Source organism: Vibrio sp. 779(2023) (genome assembly GCF_033344285.1).
GTDB classification, from domain to species: Bacteria; Pseudomonadota; Gammaproteobacteria; order Enterobacterales; family Vibrionaceae; genus Vibrio; species Vibrio alginolyticus.
Genome location: NZ_JAWPOM010000002.1, coordinates 231,843 through 256,794 on the forward strand (window position 1 = coordinate 231,843; position 24,952 = coordinate 256,794).

The window sequence follows — 24,952 nt, forward strand, 5'->3', positions numbered from 1 at the left end:
CAGATTCAAATCGCTTAGGATCTTAGCGAGAAACTTCGATATGTCGACTGCCACAAATAAAAAACCCCGCCGATTCGGCAGGGCTTTTGAATTCAGCTTAAAGCTATTAAGTAATTTGGTTAAAAACCTAATTACTCAGCTTCGATGCTTACAAACTTACGGTTCTTAGGACCTTTCACTTCGAACTTCACTTTACCTTCAGTAAGAGCGAATAGAGTGTGGTCTTTACCGATACCTACGTTGTTACCAGCGTGGAACTTAGTACCACGTTGACGAACGATGATGTTACCTGCAAGTACAGATTCACCACCGAAACGCTTAACACCTAGACGTTTGCTTTCTGAATCGCGGCCGTTACGAGTAGAACCACCAGCTTTTTTGTGTGCCATTGTTAAACTCTCCTAATAGATTAAGCGTTGATACCAGTGATCTTCACTTCAGTGAACCACTGACGGTGACCCTGTTGCTTACGAGAGTGCTTACGACGACGGAACTTAACGATTTTAACTTTATCGCCACGACCGTGTTGTACAACTTCAGCAACAATTTTGCCGCCCTCTACAAGAGGAGCACCAACTTTGATGTCTTCGCCGTTAGCAACAAGAAGAACTTTATCAAATTCTACAGTTGCACCAGTTTCAACGTCTAATTTCTCTAAACGAAGAGTTTGACCTTCGCTTACACGGTGTTGTTTACCACCAGATTGGAAAACAGCGTACATATTTTACTCCGCTTTTTCCGCACAGCCTTTCTTGAGGGTGTGCGCTAAACTAATCATCAATAGGGCGCAGATTCTACAGAATAGATGCTCCTATGACAAGCCATATTTTGAAAAAATTGGCGAAAAGCTAATCGCCAAAGAAAAGTGCGGCAATCATGCCCTTTAGTAATGTATTAATCAACGTTTTTTAGTGTATTATTCGACAATTATATAAATCGAATAAGCCTTGCAGGGTCTAACTTCAGCCGGATATACGATGGATTTTAAAACTATCCAAGCGCTTACTGCCGATGACATGGCAAAAGTGAATGAAACAATTCAAGCCCAACTTAATTCTGATGTCTCTTTAATCAACCAGCTCGGTTTTTATATCGTGAGTGGTGGAGGCAAACGTCTAAGACCGCTTTTAGCGATACTGTCAGCCCGTGCACTTGGTTACCAAGGCAATGGTCATACAATGGCAGCTGCGTTTATTGAGTTCATCCATACAGCGACTTTGCTGCATGATGACGTGGTAGATGAATCAGACATGCGCCGTGGTAAAGCCACTGCGAATGCAGCATTTGGCAATGCGGCTAGCGTATTAGTTGGGGACTTTATCTATACACGCTCATTTCAGATGATGACGGAACTAGGATCCATGAAGATCCTTAAACTAATGAGCAATGCCGTAAACGTGATCGCCGAAGGTGAAGTACAGCAGTTGATGAACTGTAACGACCCTGACACGACAGAAGAAAGCTACATGCAAGTCATCTACTCTAAGACTGCGCGCTTATTTGAATCCGCAACTCAAATCGGTGCAATCTTAAATGATGCTCCTGAGCATGTGGAAATCGCAATGCAAAATTACGGTAAGTATCTAGGCACTGCGTTTCAGCTCATTGATGACGTCATGGATTACACTTCTGATGGCGAAGACATGGGTAAAAATGTGGGTGATGACTTGGCCGAAGGCAAGCCAACTTTACCTCTACTCCATGCTATGCGTAATACCACACCAGAAAACTCAATCATGATTCGTGAAGCGATTGAGAAAGCGAATGGCATGGATCGCTTAGAAGAAATTCTTGCGGTCATGAAAGAAGCAGGCTCTCTGGAATACACAACGCAAAAAGCTCTAGAAGAAGCAGACAAAGCAATCGCAGAACTATCAGTGTTGCCAGAGTCTGAATACAAACAAGCGCTTGTTACTCTGGCTCATGTCGCTGTACAACGCACGAAGTAATCAATAGCTACCCATAACGCAAGGCTTATAGCTAAAAGGAAGAGCATGCTCTTCCTTTTTTACGTTTGATACCTAATGACGACGCCCGAGGCGCTAGTAATATCTGTCACTACCGCCATGCAGTTGTGGATCATCTTCTATTTCATCAAAGCTAACGGCGAGCTGCTGTTCAGTCCCTTGTTTGGACAACAATACCGTCTCTGCTTCATGGTCGACCACTAATATCGTACCGACGCCTTGTTGGCACTCAACAACCATGCCTTTACGGATTCGACTCGCTTCCATCATCTTCTCCTTCACTACGTGGTTTTATTCGACCATTTTTACGAAGTTGAGAAATCAAGGATCAAAAAAGCCGATCAAAATGATCGGCTTTCTTCTTATATAGGCTTTCTAGATTACTTTGCGAATTCAACACCAATGTTGATGTCGCCATTTAGTGTTTCTAGCATACCGTCTAATGCAGACTTTTCGTAATCGCTGAGTTTGCCGTAGCTTAGTACTTCTTCAACGCCTTCTTTACCCAGTTTCACAGGTTGCGCGAAGTACGTCGCGTGTTCGCCGTCGCCTTCAACGTAAGCGCACTCAACTACGCCTTCTTCACCTTGAAGAGCACGAACCAGAGACAGACCAAAGCGACATGCAGCTTGGCCCATTGATAGTGTTGCACTACCACCACCCGCTTTCGCTTCTACAACTTCAGTACCTGCATTTTGAATACGTTTCGTTAATGCTTCTACTTCTTCAGCTGTAAACTCAACACCTTCTACTTGAGACAGTAGAGGTAAGATCGTTACGCCAGAGTGACCACCAATAACTGGCACGCGAACGTCACCTGGATCTTTGTCTTTTAGCTCAGCAACAAACGTTTCTGAACGGATAACATCCAACGTTGTTACACCAAATAGACGACGCTTATCATAAACACCCGCTTTTTTAAGAACTTCAGCAGCAATTGGCACTGTTGTATTTACAGGGTTTGTGATGATACCAACACAAGCTTTCGGACAAACAACCGCAATCTTCTCCGCTAGCGATTTAACGATACCAGCGTTTACATTAAATAGATCCGCACGATCCATACCTGGCTTACGCGCAACACCAGCAGAAATTAGCACAACATCCGCGCCTTCTAGTGCTGGAGTAGGATCTTCACCAGCGTAACCTTTGATAGAAACTGGCGTAGGGATGTGGCTAAGATCAGCGGCCACACCAGGAGTTACTGGAGCAATATCATATAGGGCTAGATCAGAACCAGCAGGAAGACGGTTCTTAAGTAGAAGGGCCAGGGCTTGACCGATGCCACCAGCGGCACCAATAACGGCTACTTTCATGTAGTTCTCCTTGAGAGTATTTCTCTTATAAACGTATTCGTAGGGTAGTTTGTAACCAACTTAAATAAAGCTATCGGAATCACAACTTGATTACAATCAATTAACGCTAGCTTTGCGACCTCGCGCAACTCGCTGTTACCGTGCTACAAATGGGGCTTGGATTATTCTTTTATTCTGTTGAAATGACAAGGAATTCAAGAAAACAGATACAGCCCTACTTCAGCGCGCTAAAGAATTCTATGTGGTATATAGTTTACAGTGACGCATCTAACATAATCCTGGGACTCTTTGGCACCGCCTGAATATATATGCGAGAATATGCAAAATTGCTGACCCGTAATAAGAGATTTGTAATGACTATGCGCAATTCAGAAAAACAAGACAACTTAGTTCGCGCCTTTAAAGCCCTGTTAAAAGAAGAAAGCTTTGGCTCACAGGGCGAGATTGTTGACGCACTCAAACAGCAAGGGTTTGAGAGTATCAACCAATCTAAAGTCTCACGTATGCTGACTAAATTTGGCGCCGTCCGTACGCGCAATGCAAAAATGGAAATGGTTTATTGTCTTCCTGCTGAGCTAGGTGTCCCAACAGTCAGCAGCTCTCTGCGTGAACTGGTACTAGACATTGATCGTAACGCAGCGTTAGTGGTAATTCACACCGGCCCAGGTGCAGCACAGTTGATTGCTCGCTTGCTTGATTCACTCGGTAAATCCGAAGGTATTCTTGGTGTTGTCGCAGGTGACGATACCATTTTCATTACGCCAACCATGGCAATTACGACTGAGCAACTCTTCAAATCAGTGTGCGAGCTGTTCGAATATACTGGTTAAGTTCTATAAAGCTTCAATCAGCTAACTCATTGTGGGTTATAAAAGAAGTCTCATTTTGTAGCCCATAATTTATGTAAATTTTTTGCTTACTCCGCTCATTCTTTAACCACCCATTTTGCGATCAACATCACGCAATTGATCTTTTTCATTTCAGTCACTAAACGTTAATTAAGTATTTGTTATAAAAAGAATTAAATCACAAATTGAATCCTATCTCCTGATACAAAATTCAGACTTATCAACTATAACATTTAACAATTGGATAATTTTCTGCCAATTTTTTTGTTATGATTCGCTCGCTTTTTCAAACGATTGGATTGAAAAAGGTGCCGTTTCCAAATAGGAAACTCCAGAAGTGATTTATGGTTATTTCCGGGTAAATAATGAATATAAGGAAGGGAAATTCATGGCATTTAACAAACTTCTCAAAGTAGGCGCTATCGCTGCAGCCGTAATGGGCGCAGGCGCAGTTAACGCTCAAGAGTTTATTACCATCGGTACTGGCTCTGTGACTGGTGTTTACTACCCAACTGGTGGTGCTATCTGTAAGTTGGTAAATAAAGGTCGTAAAGACCACAACATCCGTTGTTCAGTAGAATCGACTGGTGGCTCAATTTACAACGTTAACACTATCCGTGCAGGCGAATTAGATTTTGGTATCGTGCAATCGGATTGGCAGTACCACGGCTACAACGGTACGAGCAAGTTTGAAGAACAAGGCCCGTACAAGAAGCTACGCGCAATGTTCTCTCTTCATACAGAACCTTTCAACATCATTGCGCGTGCAGATTCAGGTATTGAAAACGTTGAAGACCTGAAAGGTAAGCGCGTAAACATCGGTAACCCAGGCTCTGGTGACCGTGCTACGATGGGCGTTGTCATGGAAGCAATGGGTTGGACAAACGACAGCTTCAAATTGGCGTCTGAGCTAAAAGGCTCTGAACGCTCTCAGGCACTTTGTGATAACAAAATTGACGCCTTCATTTACATGGTCGGCCACCCGAACGGTTCAATCAAAGAAGCAACCACATCATGTGATGCGAAGCTAGTTTCAGCAACAGGCCCTAAAATCGATAAAATTGTTGCCGACAACCCATACTACGCCTTTAGCTCAGTACCGGCTGGTATGTACCGCGGTACAGACAAAGACGTAAACAGCTTTGGTGTTGCAGCAACAATGGTAACGACCTCTGATGTTTCAGACGATGTCGCTTACAACGTGGCAAAAGCTGTGTTTGAAAACTTTGATACCTTCAAGCGTCTACACCCTGCATTCGCAAACTTGAAGAAAGAAGATATGGTGAAAGCTGGTCTTTCTATTCCTCTTCACCCAGGTGCAGAAAAATACTACAAAGAAATGGGTCTAATTAAGTAATTTCCTCAGACTCTACATACAGGCAGGAAAGAATATTTTCTGCCTGTTTGAGCATACAGGTTGTAGCACGTTCTAACTGTATGCTTCATTCGCCAGTTTTCTTCTGAAAACTGCGAGCTCATACCCAAGAAAACTTAAACGCCGCCTAACAGAGTATCCAACAATCAACACTTTGAGTTCAGGCAGCAAAATACTCGAAAGCAAACTTCGCTCCATTCACTACACTGATAGAGGCGAAGTGTGGTTCTCGATAAAAATCAGACAGGACCATCAATAATAAGGAAAAAGTACATGGCGACGAATCAAGCTCCGTCACAAGATGTGCAAGAAATGGTGGCTCAGGCAGACACAGGTGCACGTAGCCCTTCGGGAATGCAAGGACGAATCCTTTGGTTTGTTCCTCTGTGTTGGTCACTATTTCAATTATGGTACGCATCCCCGTTACCATTTATTTTCAATTTTGGCGTACTAAACGACACGGAAGCGCGATCTATCCACCTTACTTTCGCGATCTTTTTGGCTTTCACTGCTTATCCAGCGATGAAGAATTCTCCTCGCGATCATATCCCTCTTGTTGATTGGATACTCGCGTTGGCTGGCAGCTTTTCAGCAGCCTATATATACCTTTTTTATACCGAGCTAGCAGGACGCTCAGGCGCACCGACAACGGTTGATATCGTTGTTGCTGTTATCGGTATGCTCCTCCTTTTAGAAGCAACACGCCGAGCACTTGGTCCACCATTAATGGTCGTGGCTGCTGTTTTCCTTACTTACACCTTTGCAGGCCCTTACATGCCTGACGTTATCGCGCACAAAGGGGCAAGCTTGAACAAGGCCATGTCTCACTTGTGGCTAACAACAGAAGGCGTATTTGGGGTTGCGCTAGGTGTTTCTACCTCTTTTGTCTTCTTGTTTGTATTGTTTGGAGCAATGCTGGAACGCGCTGGTGCTGGTGCTTACTTCATTAAAGTTGCCTTCTCGTTACTTGGCCATATGAAAGGTGGTCCAGCTAAAGCGGCCGTTGTTGCATCAGGTTTATCTGGTCTGGTTTCTGGTTCTTCAATCGCAAACGTAGTAACAACTGGCACCTTTACCATTCCACTGATGAAGCGTGTTGGCTTTCCCGGCACAAAAGCGGGTGCGGTAGAGGTAGCGGCTTCAACCAATGGTCAGTTAACACCGCCAATCATGGGTGCAGCAGCATTTTTGATGGTGGAATACGTCGGTATCTCCTACGTTGAGGTGATTAAAGCTGCCCTACTTCCAGCGCTAATCTCTTATATTGCTTTAATTTACATTGTTCACCTTGAAGCATGTAAAGCAGGCATGACAGGCCTTCCTCGTCGCCACAACCCAACACTAGTACAAAGTCTGCTGTCCTTTACTGGCACAATCTTAGGATTGTGTGTGATCAGCGCATTGGTTTACTACGGAGTGGGTTGGACAAAGGACGTCTTTGGTGATGCCGCGACACCAATTGTTACCGTCGCACTATTAATCGCGTACGTTGGGTTGGTGAAAGTCTCAGCAAATCACGTGCAAGATGGCGCAATTGAGATTGATGCAGAATTAACAGAAGTACCTGATCCTGGCCCAACCGTTAAGTCAGGCTTGCACTACCTACTCCCTATCGTCGTATTGGTTTGGTGTTTGACTGTCGAACGTTTCTCACCTGGCCTTTCGGCATTCTGGGCAACGGTGTTCATGATTTTCATTTTGCTTACTCAACGTCCGTTGATTGCACTGCTGTCAAAGCAAGGTGACATGCTTCAGCAAACCAAAGATGGCTTTGTCGATCTTGCCGAGAGCTTAGTTTCTGGTGCGCGTAATATGATTGGTATCGGCGTTGCAACCGCGGCAGCGGGCACCGTTGTTGGTGTTGTTACACTAACGGGTATCGGCCTAGTGATGACCGACTTCGTCGAGTTTATCTCTGGTGGCAGCATCATTCTTATGCTGCTCTTTACCGCCATCATTAGCTTGGTTCTGGGGATGGGTCTGCCAACAACGGCGAACTACATCGTGGTCTCTACGCTAATGGCGCCGGTTATTGTTACGCTCGGCGCAGCACATGGCTTAATTATTCCGTTGATAGCGGTGCACTTGTTCGTTTTCTACTTTGGTATTTTGGCCGACGATACCCCACCTGTAGGCCTTGCGGCTTTTGCAGCAGCAGCAATTGCGAAATCAGATCCAATTCGTACTGGTATCCAAGGTTTTACTTACGATATTCGAACCGCTATTTTGCCGTTCATGTTTGTGTTCAATACCCAGCTATTGTTAATGGGGATCGACTCTTGGTGGCATTTGGCACTCACGGTCATCTCATCGATCATTGCAATGCTGATTTTCTCTGCGGCAACTCAAGGGTGGTGGTTCACGCGTAACAAGTGGTGGGAAACAGTCCTATTATTAGTACTGACGTTTTCGTTTTTCCGTCCAGGTTTTTGGTGGGACATGCTGTACCCAGCGAAAGTTCTTTCTCCTGGCGTTGAGGTAGCTCAAATCACGGAAACACTAAATGTAGGAGAATCATTGGAGTTACGTGTTGCCGGTGAAAACCTTGAGGGCGACTACATTGAGAAAACGGTTCGTCTTCCATTCGAAGACAGTGCGACAACAGCAGACGCACGTATTTCATCTATGGGTCTGATGCTGACCGAAAGTGACAACAAAATGATTGTCGATATGGTTGAATTTGGTAGTCCAGCAGAGTCCGCAGGTATCGACTTTGATTGGGAAATCAAGTGGGTTATCCAGGATGCAGACCGTCCGATGAAAGAGTGGGTGTTTGTACCATGCTTAATGATTTTGCTGGTGCTTGCAATGAACCAAAAACGTCGTGCTCGTAAGGAACAATTGAGCGCATAACCGATTTGGCCCCGAGGATAAAGGGGCCTTAATGAGAGACATTGAATGTACAAACAAATTCTTGTTCCGGTTGATCTAAATGACCAAGGCTTTTCAGACCGAGCGGTTGAACTAGCGGTTTGGCAGGCAAAGCAAGCAAATGCTCAAATCCATCTTCTGACGGTACTACCTGGTATTCACATGTCGATGGTTGCCACATACTTTCCGAAAGATGCTGCGGCCAAAATGAAGCAAGACGTGAAGCAGCAACTAAAAACTTTCGCTAATGAGCATATTGCTGAAGATGTGGTTTACCAAGTGCATGTTGCTGAAGGCAAGGCCTACGCGACCATTCTTGATTATGCAGAACGCTTAGGCGCTGATCTCATCATTATGCCAAGTCACAAGCGCTCTAAAATCAATAAAGTAATGCTTGGCTCCGTCGCGAGTAAGGTTGTGGAATATTCTCCAATCAATGTGATGGTCGTAAAACCGCAAGGCTAAGTAAATACAAAAACGAAAAAGGACGCTAACATTAGCGTCCTTTTTATATTAAACAAGTAAGGGTTATGCCATCACTGGGTAATCGGTATAACCTTCTGCTCCACCCAAATAAAAGTGTTCTGGTTTCGCCTCATTAAGAGGTGCATTTTTCTTAAATCGCTCGACTAAATCTGGGTTTGCGATAAAGGGAACGCCAAATGCGACCACATCAACTTTGTTTTCTGCAATTGCTGTTGCCGCTTCTTGTGCACTGTAGCCCACGTTCGCCATTAAGTGACCTTGATAGTTTTCGCGTGCTGGCTTGAGAACATCTGCTTTTTGTACGCCTTTCAGATCCGCACGCATCACGTGCCAATAAGCAAGATCGAAAGAATTAAGTTGCTCTGCTAAGTAACGCACCAAGCCAACTGGATCACTGTCTTTCATGTCATTAAATCCATTTAGCGGAGATGTACGTAGACCGACTCTTCCAGGTCCCCACACCTCAACGACTTCTTTCACTATCTCAAGTAAAAATCGAGCACGATTTTCAACCGAACCACCGTATTCATCGGTACGTAAATTTGAACCGTCACGAAGGAAGTTATCAATAAGATAACCATTGGCGCCATGTATCTCGACCCCATCAAAGCCTGCTTTCTTGGCGTTTTCTGCACCTTGTTTAAACGCCGCAACAATGGAAGCTATCTCATCCACTTCGAGTGCTCGTGGTACCGTATATGCTTGCTTACCCGAAGGGGTATGGACTAATTCATCACGAATGGCCAATGCGCTCGCCGCTACAGGTGTTTTTCCTTCATTCAGATCAGGATGACAAGCTCGTCCCGCATGCCAAATTTGCAGTACAATCTTACCGCCTCTCTCATGAACCGCATCCGTTACCTTTTTCCAAGCTGCGATTTGCTCTTCGTTGTAAATACCCGGCTCTGCCATGAAAGCAGACGTACCTTCCATCACCATGGTGCATTCAGCAATGATAAGTCCGGCACTCGCACGTTGAGCGTAGTATTCAACCATAAGGTCATTAGGAATATGGTCTGCGCCAGCACGAGCTCGCGTTAAAGGCGCCATAATGGCACGGTTATCTAATGCTAATTGACCGAGTTCGATAGGAGAAAATAAGTCTACAGAGTTGGACATGGTGTTTACCTCAAATGACAATAACTTGATGGCTAAGGATGAGGTGCCAGACTATAATCAGATTAATATTGAAACAATATGGATAATTGAAAGTGATTGTTCGCAATTTAGAAACAATTGACTTTAGAACGCTTTCTATCTTTGTCACAAGCTGTCGACTACTGAGCTTAACCAAGTGCGCGCTGGAGTTAAACCTACCAAAATCTACTGTTAGTAAAGCCATAACCAAACTCGAACAACACTTTGAAGCCAAACTGCTAGAGCGCACAACCCGAAAGTTAGTGATCACCGAAGCTGGCCAAATGGTTTTAGAGCGTGCTGCAAGCTTAGTTGAGGAATTCCACTCAATTGGCCATGACGTACAGGAGATGGAACAACAGATCCAAGGCCGGCTGCGTATTTCCGCGCCACCAGCGTTGGATGCGTATATGGCGGAACACATCTTTTTGCCATTTTTAAAACAATGGCCAAAAGTACAAATTGCGTTAGAAGCATCGAACGATTTTGTTGATCTGTTTTCACACGGCTTTGATATGGCAATTCGAGTCGGTCAGATAGTTGATGATCGATTGATCGCAAAAAAATTAGGCTATACCACTCGAGTCCTGGCTGCTAGCCCTGAGTATTTAGCTGAGTTCGGCGTACCTGAAACGCCAGAAGATCTGACAAAACACAACTGTTTGAGGTATCAATATGTTTCAGAAATAGGGCCTTGGACACTGATCTCACACGATAATACCGTCAATGTTTCAATAACCAGTAACTTCTCAAGTACAACTGTAGAAGCAATATTGAAAGGCGCACTTAAAGGACTAGGCATCGCTAACTTACCTGTGCAGAACATGACGCAAGAGCTAGAAAGTGGCACCTTAGTCAGAGTGTTACCGCAATGGCACACGGTACCAATGCCTATTTATTTAGTCTATCGTCCTGGAGCAAACCGCCCACGGCGTGTACAAGCAATGATTGACCATATCATGAGCTTAAGATCTCAATTTGAATTTGGCCCTCGGCATGGTTTGTGTTGCGGAGAAGCATAACCTAGCAACTATCAGGCACTAGCATGCTGCTCGGATAAATGCCGCAAGCTTCTCACTAGCATGCTGTTCACTCAATGCAGACATATCACCCGCGGCTTCCACTTTACCATCTGCCACAAACACAAAGTGGCTGGCAATCGCTTTGGCATCGCTTAAATGGTGCGTGACCATCAATACGGTTATTCCCCGCTCTGCTGCGAGTTTTTTTACCAAGCTCAGCATCTCTTCACGCAACATCGGATCAAGCGCCGAGAACGGCTCATCCAATAGCCACATGGGATGAGGCTGAACAAAACAACGCGCTAAGGCAACACGTTGACGCTGGCCACCAGAAAGATGCTCTGGCAAACGGTCGAGGTACTCTGCAACACCAACTTGCTGCGCGGCTTGTTCAATCTGACGATTTTGGTCCACCGTAAGCTTTAGCCCTGGGTGTAAGCCCAAACCGATGTTGTCACGCACCGATAAGTGAGCAAACAAATTGTGCTCTTGGAACAACATGGAGAACGGACGCAGATAAGGCTCTTTACGCACAATGGACTCACCATCAACACGAATATCACCACGGTCAGGATGGATGAATCCTGCCACCAACGCCAGCAACGTCGATTTTCCAGCTCCACTTGGTCCCATCAGCGATACAATCTGTCCTTGCTCAATCGTTAAGTCAAAACGAAACAGCTCACGTTGGTAGGTGTACTGCACATCATCCAACACTAACATTACGCTCTCTCCTTCGTTTTCAATACTTTCTCAATCAAGGCAAAACAGCCCACACTCAACAACAATAGGGTCACCGATACCACCGCAGCTGCGTCCATCTGATAACTGCCAAGCAACTGGAACAAATACAGAGGTAAGGTACGAAACTCTTGTCCACCAAACAGTGCGATGGCACTTAAATCCCCTATTGCAAACATAAAGCTGATCGCAAAGGCATGTGCAAACGGCTTGCGTAGCGCCTGCCACTCCACCACTTTAAATCGTTGCCAGCCACGCATGCCTAAGCTGGCACATACATACTGATACTGTTGCTCAATGTGCAGCATCGGTTGCGCTAGCGTTTTGATCACGTAAGGCAAAGCCATCAAACCGTTCACCAAAATCACGACAAAAAATGCCAAGCTAAAAACATCGGTAAATGCGCGCAGTAGTAAGAATAAACCGGTGCTAATCACCAGACCTGGAGTCACCAAAATAATGGTGCCGATTAACTCTATCTGATCGGCTCGCGTGTTTTTGTACTGCAACCGCCAACGGCGACTGGTCAATAGAACGGACACCCCTGCAGCGACCGCAAGCGCGCTAGCGACACAGGCGACTTTGAGGGAGTTCAATAGCGCAGACCAAAAACGCTCATCGGTTAATACTGTCCAAACTTGTTGGTTGATGCCACTCAGTAACACCATCAATAACGGCGGTATTACCAGTAAAAAGGCACCTATGATCCAAAAGCTATCCCAAGCTTTTGACCACCCATGATCCTTCGTTAAATATTGCTGTACCGATGTGCTTCCAGCACTGATAGAAACAGGCCTTGTTAACTTCTGCACTCCAATAGCAAGCAGTCCACATAACAGCATCTGCCACAGCGCCAATAACGCCCCAGCTTGTAAATCAAAATCAAACTTAATCGCTTGGTAAATGGCCAATTCAATGGTGGTGGATTTTGGCCCGCCCCCCAACGCCATTACAGTGGCAAAACTGGTAAAGCACAACATAAACACCAACCCACAAACGTGGGGAAGCTGCTGCCTTAAACGCGGCCATTCTACCCAGCGAAACTTATCCCAATGGCTCATCCCAAGATGCGCGCAAAGCTTATGCTGCTCGGCAGGAATAGACTCCAAGGCTTGCAGAAGCAATCGTGCCGCGTAAGGTAAATTAAAGAACACATGGGCGAGTAAAATGCCGTTCAAACCGTAAATAGAGAATGGCAGTTTAGTGTCGAAACTTTGCAACCACTGCTCCAACAAACCACTGTTGCCATAAATCGCTAACAGCCCAAAAACACCAACCAAAACCGGCAAAACCAGTGTCGATGCAAATAGCTTAAGCAGTAATGATTTACCAATAAATTGGCGACGCGAAAGTGCGTGCGCTACTGGAATGGCAAAGCCAACACTGAGCAATGTGGAAAGAAACGCTTGGTAGAAACTGAACTTGGTGACATGTTGATAGTACGGGTCGCCCCATACCACAGACACATCAAGTGAAGGGGCTTGAACAATCAAAGCACCTAGGGCAGAAATAACAAAGGTCGCGATGATCATCGCGACCCCTAAACCTATTTTTGGAACAGAATTCAAAGGTAAAACCTATCTCATTCAGATGAGGATGGAAACGTCAGCTAAAACGTCAATGCGCTTTGCCATTCGCGAATCCAAGACTTACGCATTTTTGCCACTTCATCAGCACTAAAGCTCAACGACTTGCTTGGAACACTCAAAGTTTCAAAACCTTTAGGTAACTCAACGTCAGTGACTGGGTACATCCAGTTACCCGTTGGCATCGCCGATTGGAACTCATCACTTAAAATGAAACTCATAAATTGATCAGCAAGTTCTGAATTTTTTGCCCCTTTCACTTTGGCGGCTACTTCAACTTGCATGTAGTGGCCTTCAGCAAAATTCGCCGTAGCAAACTTCGAATCGTTTTCCGCAATTAAGTGGTACGCAGGTGAAGTGGTGTAAGAAAGCACTAAATCGGACTCACCATTGAGGAACATAGAATACGCCTCAGACCAACCTTTCGTGACCGTTACGGTTTTGCTCGCTAGCTTCTGCCACGCTTGCGTCACATCGTCGCCATAAATAGATTTCATCCATAGCATTAAGCCTTGGCCCGGCGTTGAAGTCCGCGGATCTTGGTAAATCACTTTCAGATCGTCGCGCGTTTCCACCAGCTCTTTCATGCTTTTCGGCGGATTAGCCAGTTTCTCTTTGTTGTACACAAACGCGAAGTAGCCGTAATCGTACGGTACAAACGTCGTGTCACTCCAACCGTTTGGTAACACTGTGTTAGCCGTATCCACATTGTGCTCGGCAAGCAGACCGGTTTTCTTCGCTTCTGCCATCAGATTGTTATCCAAACCTAATACGATGTCCGCTTTGCTATTACCGCCTTCAAGACGAAGACGATTCAGAATCGACACACCATCGTCCAACGCTACGAAGTTAACGTCACAGCCACATTTTGCTTCAAAAGCTTGCTCGATTTTAGGACCCGGCCCCCAATCTGCGGCAAAAGAGTCGTAGGTATAGATGGTTAATGTGTTTTCAGCGGCAAACGCTGAAGTAGAGGTGATTGCAGCTAGGGCAATCAGATTTAGAGTAGGTTTCACTGCTCGCTCTCCATGAGTATTTCAGAGAAATAAGTTGAGCGGCACAGGGTTTGAGGCGGCTATTAAGGACTTCCAATATCCAGACTCAATTCCTACGCCAGCATTATCTGGTTCAGGTAATACGGGTCCCTAGTTAAACACTTAGGTCTCAGCGCCCCAATGCATTGATTGACTCAATGCTAAATGGGTTTGCTCCCCGATGAGTTGGATGGATTGTAAAGGTATTTGAGTGGTTACACAATCAGCTCACGAGCGCTGGTCATAACCCCAACGAGGCACCAAACCTTGCTCAATACCTAAGTGGTCAAGAATTCTCGCCACCATAAAATCCACTAAGTCTTCAATACTCTTTGGCTGATGATAGAAGCCTGGAGCTGCTGGCATGATGGTGACGCCCATTTGCGACAGTTTGTGCATGTTCTCCAGATGTAGCGTTGAAAATGGTGTTTCGCGAACCACGAGCAACAACTGCCCGCGCTCTTTCATTACTACATCAGCGGCCCGTTCGATCAAGTTGTCCGACATACCATGTGCTATGGCTGCAACGCTTCCCGCAGAGCATGGGCAAACCACCATTTGCTTGGGTGCAGCAGAACCAGAGGCAACCGGCGAGAACCAATCGTCTTTACCGCAAACGGTGATGTTATTTCGATTGCAGTTCAGGTGCTCTACCAATGCTTGCTGCGCTGCTTCTGGACCACTTGGCAGCTTAAGATTATGCTCGGTTGCCATCACAACACGAGCTGCCGAAGAAATCAGAACGTAGACATGATAATCCGCCGCAACCAAGCATTCTAAAAGACGAAGGCCGTAGGGAGCACCAGAAGCGCCCGTTAATGCCAACGTGATGGCTTTTTTATGAGAGGGTTGTGTTTTGTTTTGCATATCAATCAGGCTTTTTGTTTTAACTGCTCAAGAAGTTTTCCGTGAATACCACCAAAGCCACCGTTACTCATTACCAGAATTTGGTCTCCAGGCTGAGCACGTTCGACAATTTTAGCCACAAAGTTATCTATATCGGCATCGACAAACGCTGGCTGCTTGCATTGATCAGCAATGTCTTGCACAGACCACTCGATATTATCTGGCTGGAACAAGAAGACTTCATCTGCACTGTGTAGTGACTCTGCAAGTGTATTTTTGTGTACACCACGCTTCATGGTGGCAGAACGCGGCTCTAACACAGCAAGGATGCGTTTTTCACCTACCTTGTTACGCAAACCACCGACAGTAAGTTCAATTGCCGTTGGGTGATGCGCAAAATCATCGTAAACCGTCACACCTTGTTCTTCACCTTTCAGCTCTAAACGGCGCTTGGTATTGATGAAACGCCCTAATGCCTGGCAAGCAAGATCCGGAGTGACTCCAACATGTCGTGCAGCAGCGATTGCCATCAGCGCATTATCCACATTGTGGTCACCCACCAAATTCCATTCGACGGTACCAACCTTCTCACCTTGCAACGCAACGTCAAATTTTGAGCCATCAAGCACTAATTTGTGCGCTTGCCAGTCGCCATCAACACCTGAAAACTGCTTTTCTGTCCAGCAACCACGCTCTAATACATCCGCTAACGCTTGATCCTGCCTCGGCGCTAAGATCAATCCATTGCCCGGTACAGTTCGCACTAAATGATGGAATTGGCGTTTGATCGCTTCTAGATCATCGAAGATGTCGGCATGATCAAACTCAAGATTGTTCATGATTAAAGTGCGAGGATGGTAATGCACAAACTTAGAACGCTTATCGAAAAAAGCACTGTCATATTCGTCCGCTTCAACGACAAAAAACATACTTTCACCCAAACGAGCAGACACTCCGAAGTTACCGAGTACCCCACCGACTAAGAAACCCGGTTGATAACCACAATCTTCAAGTATCCAAGCAAGCATGCTCGACGTGGTCGTTTTCCCATGTGTACCCGATACCGCCAATACCCAACGATCATGCAGCAAAAACTCGTTGAGCCACTGCGGGCCAGAGGTGTAACGCATGTTAGTGTTGAGCACATGCTCGACACAAGGGTTGCCACGGCTCATCGCATTACCAATCACCACAAGATCTGGTTGAGGGTCGAGTTGAGACGGGTCAAAGCCTTCAATAATTTCAATACCTTGAGACTCAAGCAGTGTGCTCATTGGCGGATAAACGTTGGCATCAGAACCAGTGACTTTATGTCCTAATTGGCGCGCTAGAATCGCTGCGCCGCCCATAAATGTGCCACAGATACCCAAGATATGAATGTGCATAAACTAAACCTTGTAATGCGTTTTTTAATGCTTTCATTATCGCGATTACCGCCTGAAAAGCGAGTGACTTTAGCCTTCTTCTTGCAGTCCCTTTCACAAATATGACAAGGTTGAACACAGACTGTACAACCTCTTGCTTACTGATGAATCCCTCAAACAAGTCTACAAATAAATTGAGATCTCAAACAGTTACTTCATTACCATTAAAAAGATCTGCGACTTAAACTTACATCCAGCGCAATCGTTTAACATCCATAAAGAGATGCTCACTTGCGCACTACCCCCAATGAAATGAAAATGTAAGGATTAACCATGTCAGGACTGCGCACCCTAGGCGAGTTCATTGTCGAAAAACAAGCGGATTTCCCCCACGCTAGCGGTGATCTATCATCCCTTTTAGCCTCCATTCGTTTAGCTGCAAAAATCGTTAACCGCGAAATCAACGCAGCGGGTCTCGGTGATATCACTGGTGCTGTAGGCACGGAAAATGTCCAAGGTGAAGATCAGCAAAAGCTCGATGTTTACGCGAACGATAAGTTCAAAGCCGCGCTTGAAGCTCGTGATCAAGTGTGTGGCGTTGCCAGTGAAGAAGAAGACGAAGCAGTTGCGTTCAATAAAGAACTCAACCAAAACGCCAAATATGTAGTACTGATGGACCCACTTGATGGTTCTTCTAACATCGATGTGAACGTCTCTGTTGGTACTATCTTCTCGATTTACCGTCGTGTTTCTCCAATCGGTACTCCACCAACTGAAGAAGACTTCCTACAACCTGGTCACAAGCAAGTGGCTGCGGGCTACGTGATTTACGGCTCCTCCACCATGTTGGTATACACAACTGGTAACGGCGTAAACGGCTTTACTTACGACCCATCTATCGGCAGCTTCTGTCTTTCTCATGAAAACATGATGATTCCTGATGATGGTAAGATCTACTCCATCAACGAAGGTAATTACATTCGTTTCCCTCAAGGGGTGAAGAAGTACATCAAGTACTGCCAAGAAAACGTGCCAGAAGACGGTCGCCCATACACTTCTCGCTACATTGGCTCGCTGGTTGCTGATTTCCACCGCAACCTACTGAAAGGTGGTATCTACCTTTACCCAAGCACACAAAGCCACCCACAAGGCAAGCTACGCCTGCTTTACGAATGTAACCCTATGGCATTCCTCATTGAGCAAGCTGGGGGCATTGCATCGGACGGCGTGAATCGCATTATGGACATCAAGCCTACTGAGTTGCACCAGCGTGTACCTTTCTTTGTGGGTTCGAAGAACATGGTTCGCAAAGTTGAAGAGTTCCTTGAACTGCACCGCGACGAAGAATAATTTCAGACCTTTGTCCAACGCGGCAGGTGTTTACCTGTCGCGTTTTTGTCGCTAAAGTGAAACGCGAATTTATCATCAGATGAAGCCGCTTTTGTGTGACTCATCGTTAATGAAAAGGAATATTCTAATGAGCTTAAACCATGTACCAGCAGGCAAGTCGCTGCCTGAAGATATCTATGTCGTTATCGAAATTCCTGCAAATGCAGATCCAATCAAGTACGAAGTAGATAAAGACTCTGGTGCTGTATTTGTCGACCGTTTCATGTCTGCACCAATGTTCTACCCATGCAACTATGGCTACGTGAACAATACCCTGTCTCTTGATGGCGACCCAGTCGACGTATTGGTACCAACACCATACCCACTCATGCCAGGTTCAGTCATTCGCTGCCGTCCTGTTGGCGTTTTGAAGATGACAGATGAATCGGGTGAAGATGCAAAAGTGTTTGCGGTTCCCCACTCAAAAATCTCGAAAGAGTACGAGCACATCCAAGATGTGGACGATATCCCAGAACTACTGAAAGCGCAGATCACGCAATTCTTTGAGCGTTACAAAGAGCTTGAAGCAGGCAAATGGGTGAAAGTGGATGGTTGGGCAGATGTTGCTGCCGCCAAAGCTGAAATCCTAGAATCTTACGAACGAGCTCAGAAAAAATAAGCATCACTGCTGATACAAAATTAAAAAGAGCTGCTCTAGGGCAGCTCTTTTGCTTTCATCTTACCTGTGTCAACTAGATAGGTGCGCCTGCTGAAGACATTCGTCCAGCGTCGTAGTCATGTTGAAAGAAGGGGTCAACATCATCACAAATGCCAAAATACGGCCGCCCGATAACACCGAGCATATAAGCACTTTGCTCACAATACTCTTGTTTGCCTTGCTGGTAACCCGCTTGATAAGCCATTATCAGTTCTGGCGTCGCATGGTTAACATCATCCAGCTTCGCAATTCGCTCCTCAGATAACTCCCGTAATCCATCTAAAGCTGACTGCTTACCAAACACTTGCCAATCGGTCACATTATTCGAAGTCGGTAGTGTTGTTTGTGCGCATGCAGCAAGAAGCAACGCCATTACTCCAATTACGAATGCTTTCATCGTGACTCCTTAGTGTTTAGCTCGTTGCTATTGATAATGTCAGTATAGCTCACACCTTTTGACACCAATCTCCGGAAGCGATTTCTTCGGTTAGCTGCTCAGTATCTTGATATAAGTAGATCCAAGCTTGGCCAAAAGGCGTAACGATGCTCTCTCGGCGATATTCCACTGGCACATCTTCTAACCTATCTAGCTCAGATAAGGTTTCACTGTCAATCAGGTACACTTCACCTTGAATCGAGCGTTGCCCATCAGACAACGCTGGATAAGGGCCTAAGTCATACATTGCAAATTGAGCATCCGTTTCATGTAAACCAAGAAACTGCGCCGAGCGCAAATACTGATGGTTGTACTCTCCCTTGCGTAACGTGCCGTAGACAAAAATCAAATGCTGCATAACCACTCCTTAGTCATGACTGTGTATGCTTAGGTTAAAGCACTTTAATCGAACTCAAACTGATAGAGTAGGTCAACGGCGCTATCTACACCAGATACCGCTTCTAAATACAAGTCTTGCATCAATCGGTAACGCACAGTGAACTCACCTAGGGAGTTAAAGATGCCGACACCATATTTCACCTGCAAACCTGGCAGAATATAACCACTCACCGTCACTTGCGAATCATCGCCCGACCCAGCAGTGTCCAGCTGTAAATCCTGTACGCCAAAGGCTTCACCGATTTCACCAACCACACGACCACTCTTCGCCAAGCTTAAACCAATTAAGGTAGTCGTCATTGCATTACCACCGGCTTCACCATCAATATCTTGACCACGAAGTAGATAAGAAAGTGCATTGGCTTGGTTCATCGCGGGCTCTGAGAAAATTTCTATACTCGGATCAGATGCTGGGCCTGACACTTGTACCCCCGCAATGACATCATCTTGGGTATTGTCTGGATTACGAATCGCTTTGATAGACAAGTAAGGTTGATCTGGTGGACCATTCATCAGAATCTTACCTTCTTTAATCAATAAGTCCTGACCAAACGAACGATAAGAACCGTCGACAACATTCACTTCACCAACGATGAAAGGACCTTTGTCTTTTTGTGTCACGTTTAGGTTCCCTTTCAACCCACCTTTTAAACCAAAAGCGGCAAGTTGGAAGTCATCACCAATTTTAATGTTGATGTTCGTTTCCACATCAAACGGCATCGCAGCCACATCGTCCACTGGCTGCAAGTTTTTATCGAGAATAACGGTATCACTCGATACGCCTACCGCACTTGGTGGAAGCTCTTCGACGACAATTCTGCCCCATGGCAAATTAATATCACCCTCAATTTTCGCAAGCTGAGGAGTCACATCTATTGTCATGTCAGGCTCAACTTTGATTTTTACCATTGGGGGCAAATCAACATTGAGCTCTTTAGCAAATACACGCGCTTTAGTGCGCCAGTTCTGTAAGTCCTGCCAGTCGGCATCACCGGTAACGTTCAACTCACCATCCGGGGTTAAAATTCCAGCATCCAAGTCCGCTTGATGACCTTTAAAGTTGATGACGACCTGTCCTGAGTTTATATCTATCGGTGTGACTTCACCCTGTAGCTTCATTTGGTCAATCAAGAACTGACCGTTCACCTTCGGATGCATAACGTCACCTGATATCGCTAGGTCAGTATTCATGTTTGCTTTAAACAAGCTGTACTCACCAATCAACGGTGCCAAGAAGTCCAAGTGGAACGTAGAGAGTGAAACCTTACCATCAATAGTGGGCTTTTCAGACGAGACATTCAGTAAAGAAACCTTACCAGACAAGTCACCGTTATCTTTCACATCAAATAGCCACTCGGCATCAAGCTTGTCTTTCGCTAATGCCGCTTTAAAGTTGAAGCTTTCCCAACCGACTTTAATTGGCTGCTCAAGTGCTTGTTCAACTTGGCCTTTTGGCATATTGACACTTAAGGTTACTTCGGGCTTTTTCTCTGGTGCCCATTTAGCAAAAACCTGTGCATTAACCGAGCCTTGCAGCTTGGTTTCTGGCGGCAGGAATTGCTTGATTTGGTCAAAATCAAAATCATTGATGGCTAGCTTCGCCTGGCCACTCTTACCAACACTAATGTCTTCGGTTAGACATACGCTCGACTCCGCTTGCAACCAACAATGCGCTTGAACGTTCGCGATCTGTTTGTCGATATTGACCTTCACCGCGGTCGATTTTTGCAACGCCCACGGGCCTTGTTGCGAGCTCAGCGTCAAGCGGCGCAGCGCCCCATCCCAAATCATTTCTGGTTTCTGCTGGAATGTCCCTTCAATTTCTAAACTGGTCGACACCAGGTCAGACACTACATCGAGCGTCAGTTGATGCAGTTTTTCATCCCCAGAGACTTCAAGGTCAGCACTATCAACTTTTATGTCGTCATAGGTAATGTTGTTCGCAATAAGGCTTATGTTCGCTTTTGGTGCTGGCAGAGGCTTCACATCACCCTTTAAGGTGATCGTTTCTACGTTCGCCTGTTGCTGCCAGTTTATCTGATTTAAAGCGAGATCAAGATTGATGTCTGGTTCTTTCAAGCTACCACGTAGTGCGACTTTACCTTGCATTTTACCTGCAAGGTCCGGAACACTTTTTGCAAAATCAGGGAAGTTAACCTCAACATCCATCAGAATTTGCTTATCGATCTTACCCTTTGCACTCAGTTGGTTCGGGCCATGAGAAAGCGCTAAACCCTGAGTGGTAAGTTGGATGTCTTCGCCTTTGCCGTTCTTATCAGACGCTTCAAGTTGCCCTTCAACATTCAGCGGATACCCTCGCAAAATGCCGTCAATGTCTAACTTAGGCAAACTGACTTGCCAACCGCCTTGTTCTGTTAACGACCCCGAAGTCGAAAGATTACCGCTGATATCCCCTTCGGCTTCTTTCCACTGCAATCCTGGTTGAATGTTCTTCAGGTTTAAGTCAGCTTGCCAGTTGATTGGCGCGGCCCAATTGGCCATGACTTTCCCAGAGAGTTCGCCCCCTAAGGTTTTCACTACAAGGCTTTCGAGGTCAATTTGCTCTAACGTACCTTTGCCGTTTAGTGCGACATCAACGGCGGGAATATCTTTGCCCGAAGCTTTGGTTTCTAATGCGACTTCGTAGCCATCAAGTGAGCCTTTTGCCGCCAAGCTTGGTACAGAAACCTGGTAATCGCTTTGTCCAAATAGCGGCCATTGCGCCTGTACATTTTTAATCGCGACATCAAACGGTAACTGCGTTTTAAGCGGTTGAATATCACCTTTGATCTCCGCTTGTACAAGCTCAGAAAGCGTAGCATTTAGTGACAAATCACCAACCGAACCCGAGACCGAAAGCGACAGTTTTTGTCCCTTCGCATCCGCTTGCTTCACTAACGCGTCCAATTGCGCTTTGATAGGGTAATCAGAAGAAAGCGTCACTTGTGTGCTCAACTTGCCTTCCACTTCTGGCATGTCGAGCTCTAACGTTTTGACATCAACACGTTCACCGCCTGCTCTTGCAACCAAACCAAGATGATTGACGATCACTGGCGTTTCACCCGCCAGTTTGAAATTGTGAATATCAAGACGACGCGCTTCAACCGTCAGTGGAATCCATACTTCGGGTAACACAATATCTTGCGGCGTAACGTCAGTTTCTTTCGGCTCCTCGGCAGCCGCTTCAGGTTCAGCCTCACTTGGTGCTAAAGCCACATTAATGTCTTTCAACGCGGTAGGTGCGATCACCAAACGATCACCCTGCATCGACAAAGCGGTCGAGAATGTTTGCCAATCAATTTGATTGCCCAGCACATTGACATTGATGTCATTAAAGCTGACTTTATTAACAAAAATTGGCACTGGCGTACTGATAGAACGCAGTGGTGGTGTTTCCTCTTGCTCCTCGCTTGCTGGCGGTAGCTCTGGCATCTTAAAGTCAAGCCCCTGCAGTCTTAACTCATCGACACAGACCTTAGGGTCAAAGAAACAGCGGAAGTTCACTGCCAATGCTAAACGCTCGACTTTGGCGTCGATATTCAAAGACTCATCGACAAAACTGACGTTATGCAGTTCGAAGCGAGGAAACAATGAACCCTGCACTTTTTCAATCTGCAATTGTGGTAGTGCTTTTTCGGCTCCCCACAAGGCAAATTTGAGGCCTGGGTGGGTAAATAAAACTGTCGCGACAATAATGATGAGCAACAACAATAGACCAATCAAACTGAGCGACAGCCATTTGGTCCACTTAAACATCATTTTGATCATAGCTCAGGCCCCAATGAGAAGTGGATACGAAACTCTCGTTCTGGTTTTGCATCCAACCCCCATGCAAAATCAAAACTAACAGGGCCCACCGGAGACGCCCAGCGGATACCAACACCAGCACCTGATTTCCAATCTGGTGTTTCATTAAACGCATCACCAATATCGTAAAACGTTGCAGCCCACCAGTTTCCATAAACACGATATTGGTATTCTAATGTACTGCTAACAATGTATTTACCCCCCGTCAGGGCGCCACTCTCATCCACAGGTGAAATAGATTCATAGCCGTAACCACGAATATTATTGTCACCACCAGCGAAGAAACGCAGCGACGGTGATAGTTTTTCAAGTTCATCGGTAATATTCGCACCACCTTCTAAGCGGAACAAACCACGATGATTCTCTCCAATACCACGAATCCAAGAAGTCGAGCCAATTAAGCGGAGCACTCTAGTTTCAGAAAGCATAGCGGTATCACCATACTCAATAGTGATGCTTTGCTTGTCTCCCCACATTGGCATATTGCCCCCTCGAACCCTAGTCCGAGAAAATGTCGCACCTGGAAGTACGAAGTTGAATTCATCATCTTGTAAACCTTGCGTAAAGCTCTCGTACAAATGACGAACATAAACGGTATTATGCCAACCACCGTCTGCTAACCAATGACGCTCCACTGCAAGGTTAGACTCGATACTCTGCGTGTCACGGTTGTCTAGGTTTTTAAGCCCATATTGAACTTGATAATAATCGTTAGCGACATCTTCTAAAGGAATTTTGTAAGAAGCAGTCACGGTTTGCTCTGGCTTAGATAGGGATAAAGCGGTGTTGAAACTGTGTCCTCGGGAGCTCACCCAAGGTTTCTTCCACTTCAACGTTCCTCGAACGCCGACATCCGTTGAGTAACCAATACCCGTCTCGATCTGATTCTTCGAAGCAGGAGATAAAGACACTTTAATTGGCAAGTCTCGGCCATCATCAAGCCTATCCAATTCAGGCTCAACAAAAACTGAGGAAAACCACTCCGTATTTGATAGCTTCTGGTTAAACTCGCCCAGCTTCGAAACGTTGTATGGGTCCCCCTCTTTAAAAGGTTGTAGTGATGCGACACGGTCTTCCCAGATGTGGTTGCCAATAAAAGAAACGTCGCCAAAATTGAAACGTATTCCACTGCTGTAGTGCAAACGGACATTAGCTTCGTTCAGATCAGGGATAACCTCTAATCGACTTAGCGTAAACTCACCATTGAAGTAACCACGCTGAAGCGCCAAGTTACGAATGCCTGACTTAAGGGTGTCGTATTGGCCTTGATTCAAAACTTGACCAACTTTTAGCGGAGAGCGCTCAATAAGTTTTGCAAACTCTTCATCGTCCTTAGCCTCTCCAGTGATGACCACATCCATGACTTTCACTTTCACTGGCAAGCCCGGCTTGATGAGCACAATTAACTCATCATTCGCTTCAGGAATAGAGTATGAAATTTTTGCATGATAATACCCAAGCGCGTTAAGCGCTTCAGTGATACTTTGATCTAATCTCGCTTGAAAACGCAGAGAAGTGGAGTAATCCTTCTCTGGAATAGATGATAGATACGCACTGACATTCTCTTCTAAAGCGCCATCAATGCCTTTCAAAGTCAAAGAAACATCGGCATAGGCACCATGAGAAAAGGCAAACAGGCCAACAATGGTGGGGAGAGCTTTTTTTATCAT

General features: G+C 45.7%; 22 protein-coding genes and 1 riboswitch. Of the genes, 8 read left to right on the forward strand and 14 right to left on the reverse strand.

Annotated elements, in window-relative coordinates; all coding sequences use genetic code 11:
• Positions 1-131 precede the first annotated feature (131 nt).
• Both rpmA and rplU read right to left on the reverse strand, forming a co-directional pair.
• Positions 132-389, reverse strand: a complete 258-nt coding sequence (rpmA, locus tag R8O70_RS03615; protein WP_005383095.1) for a 50S ribosomal protein L27 — start codon at positions 387-389, stop codon at positions 132-134.
• A gap of 20 nt (positions 390-409) precedes the next feature.
• Positions 410-721, reverse strand: coding sequence for a 50S ribosomal protein L21 (gene rplU, locus R8O70_RS03620; protein ID WP_005383096.1), 312 nt, complete (start codon positions 719-721; stop codon positions 410-412).
• A gap of 256 nt (positions 722-977) precedes the next feature.
• Between rplU and ispB the strand changes: the two genes are divergently transcribed.
• Positions 978-1,949, forward strand: coding sequence for an octaprenyl diphosphate synthase (gene ispB, locus R8O70_RS03625; RefSeq protein WP_025768368.1), 972 nt, complete (start codon positions 978-980; stop codon positions 1,947-1,949).
• Between the two features lie 93 nt (positions 1,950-2,042).
• Here ispB and R8O70_RS03630 read toward each other — a convergent pair whose 3' ends face one another.
• Both R8O70_RS03630 and mdh read right to left on the reverse strand, forming a co-directional pair.
• Complete coding sequence (locus R8O70_RS03630) at positions 2,043-2,234, reverse strand: hypothetical protein (RefSeq protein WP_005379661.1); 192 nt, start codon at positions 2,232-2,234, stop codon at positions 2,043-2,045.
• 113 nt (positions 2,235-2,347) lie between these two features.
• Complete coding sequence (gene mdh, locus R8O70_RS03635; protein WP_005379660.1) at positions 2,348-3,283, reverse strand: malate dehydrogenase; 936 nt, start codon at positions 3,281-3,283, stop codon at positions 2,348-2,350.
• A gap of 359 nt (positions 3,284-3,642) precedes the next feature.
• Here mdh and argR point away from each other — a divergent pair, with 359 nt between their 5' ends.
• The 4 genes from argR (at position 3,643) to R8O70_RS03655 (ending at position 8,842) form a co-directional block, all read left to right on the forward strand.
• Entirely contained in the window at positions 3,643-4,113 is a 471-nt protein-coding gene (argR, locus tag R8O70_RS03640; RefSeq protein WP_005379659.1) for a transcriptional regulator ArgR, read from the forward strand.
• 406 nt (positions 4,114-4,519) lie between these two features.
• The gene (locus tag R8O70_RS03645; protein ID WP_005379657.1) at positions 4,520-5,488 is read left to right on the forward strand and encodes a TAXI family TRAP transporter solute-binding subunit; all 969 of its coding nucleotides are present in this window, start codon (positions 4,520-4,522) and stop codon (positions 5,486-5,488) included.
• A gap of 291 nt (positions 5,489-5,779) precedes the next feature.
• Complete coding sequence (locus tag R8O70_RS03650) at positions 5,780-8,359, forward strand: TRAP transporter permease (protein WP_017820274.1); 2,580 nt, start codon at positions 5,780-5,782, stop codon at positions 8,357-8,359.
• Positions 8,360-8,404: 45 nt separating this feature from the next.
• Positions 8,405-8,842, forward strand: coding sequence for a universal stress protein (locus R8O70_RS03655; RefSeq protein ID WP_005379654.1), 438 nt, complete (start codon positions 8,405-8,407; stop codon positions 8,840-8,842).
• Positions 8,843-8,905: 63 nt separating this feature from the next.
• Here the strand turns inward: R8O70_RS03655 and R8O70_RS03660 are convergent, their stop codons facing one another.
• Entirely contained in the window at positions 8,906-9,982 is a 1,077-nt protein-coding gene (locus tag R8O70_RS03660; protein ID WP_025768366.1) for an alkene reductase, read from the reverse strand.
• A gap of 92 nt (positions 9,983-10,074) precedes the next feature.
• Here R8O70_RS03660 and R8O70_RS03665 point away from each other — a divergent pair, with 92 nt between their 5' ends.
• On the forward strand, positions 10,075-11,022 hold the full coding sequence (locus tag R8O70_RS03665; protein ID WP_005379650.1) for a LysR family transcriptional regulator: 948 nt from the start codon (positions 10,075-10,077) through the stop codon (positions 11,020-11,022).
• A gap of 18 nt (positions 11,023-11,040) precedes the next feature.
• Here R8O70_RS03665 and thiQ read toward each other — a convergent pair whose 3' ends face one another.
• The 5 genes from thiQ to mpl form a co-directional block, all read right to left on the reverse strand.
• The gene (gene thiQ / locus R8O70_RS03670; protein WP_258624976.1) at positions 11,041-11,745 is read right to left on the reverse strand and encodes a thiamine ABC transporter ATP-binding protein; all 705 of its coding nucleotides are present in this window, start codon (positions 11,743-11,745) and stop codon (positions 11,041-11,043) included.
• On the reverse strand, positions 11,745-13,331 hold the full coding sequence (gene thiP, locus R8O70_RS03675; protein WP_258624978.1) for a thiamine/thiamine pyrophosphate ABC transporter permease ThiP: 1,587 nt from the start codon (positions 13,329-13,331) through the stop codon (positions 11,745-11,747). Before thiP ends, thiQ begins: the two co-directional genes overlap by 1 nt.
• A gap of 41 nt (positions 13,332-13,372) precedes the next feature.
• A complete protein-coding gene (gene thiB, locus R8O70_RS03680; RefSeq protein WP_130544794.1) occupies positions 13,373-14,365 on the reverse strand; it encodes a thiamine ABC transporter substrate binding subunit in 993 nt (330 codons plus the stop codon).
• Between the two features lie 72 nt (positions 14,366-14,437).
• Positions 14,438-14,574: riboswitch (TPP riboswitch) on the reverse strand.
• A gap of 37 nt (positions 14,575-14,611) precedes the next feature.
• Positions 14,612-15,250: a flavin prenyltransferase UbiX gene (locus R8O70_RS03685; protein ID WP_005379640.1), complete on the reverse strand. Its 639-nt coding sequence runs from the start codon at positions 15,248-15,250 to the stop codon at positions 14,612-14,614.
• Between the two features lie 5 nt (positions 15,251-15,255).
• Positions 15,256-16,614, reverse strand: a complete 1,359-nt coding sequence (mpl, locus tag R8O70_RS03690; RefSeq protein ID WP_213879963.1) for a UDP-N-acetylmuramate:L-alanyl-gamma-D-glutamyl-meso-diaminopimelate ligase — start codon at positions 16,612-16,614, stop codon at positions 15,256-15,258.
• Between the two features lie 312 nt (positions 16,615-16,926).
• On the opposite strand from mpl, the gene fbp reads away from it, so the two are divergent.
• Both fbp and ppa read left to right on the forward strand, forming a co-directional pair.
• Entirely contained in the window at positions 16,927-17,943 is a 1,017-nt protein-coding gene (fbp, locus tag R8O70_RS03695) for a class 1 fructose-bisphosphatase (RefSeq protein ID WP_005383114.1), read from the forward strand.
• Between the two features lie 127 nt (positions 17,944-18,070).
• The gene (gene ppa, locus R8O70_RS03700; protein ID WP_005379635.1) at positions 18,071-18,601 is read left to right on the forward strand and encodes an inorganic diphosphatase; all 531 of its coding nucleotides are present in this window, start codon (positions 18,071-18,073) and stop codon (positions 18,599-18,601) included.
• 73 nt (positions 18,602-18,674) lie between these two features.
• On the opposite strand, the gene R8O70_RS03705 is transcribed toward ppa, so the two are convergent.
• From R8O70_RS03705 to R8O70_RS03720, 4 genes are read right to left on the reverse strand one after another with little or no spacing between them, the layout of a single operon-like run.
• Complete coding sequence (locus R8O70_RS03705; protein ID WP_017633454.1) at positions 18,675-19,037, reverse strand: DUF2799 domain-containing protein; 363 nt, start codon at positions 19,035-19,037, stop codon at positions 18,675-18,677.
• Between the two features lie 49 nt (positions 19,038-19,086).
• Positions 19,087-19,434, reverse strand: a complete 348-nt coding sequence (locus R8O70_RS03710; RefSeq protein WP_005379626.1) for a gamma-glutamylcyclotransferase — start codon at positions 19,432-19,434, stop codon at positions 19,087-19,089.
• Between the two features lie 44 nt (positions 19,435-19,478).
• Positions 19,479-23,243 (reverse strand): translocation/assembly module TamB domain-containing protein, encoded by a 3,765-nt coding sequence (locus R8O70_RS03715; RefSeq protein WP_104978740.1) that lies wholly within the window; start codon positions 23,241-23,243, stop codon positions 19,479-19,481.
• Positions 23,240-24,952 carry an autotransporter assembly complex protein TamA gene (locus tag R8O70_RS03720; RefSeq protein WP_005379622.1) on the reverse strand — a complete coding sequence of 571 codons (1,713 nt, stop codon included), beginning with the start codon at positions 24,950-24,952 and terminating at the stop codon, positions 23,240-23,242. The genes R8O70_RS03715 and R8O70_RS03720 overlap by 4 nt, the downstream gene beginning before the upstream one ends.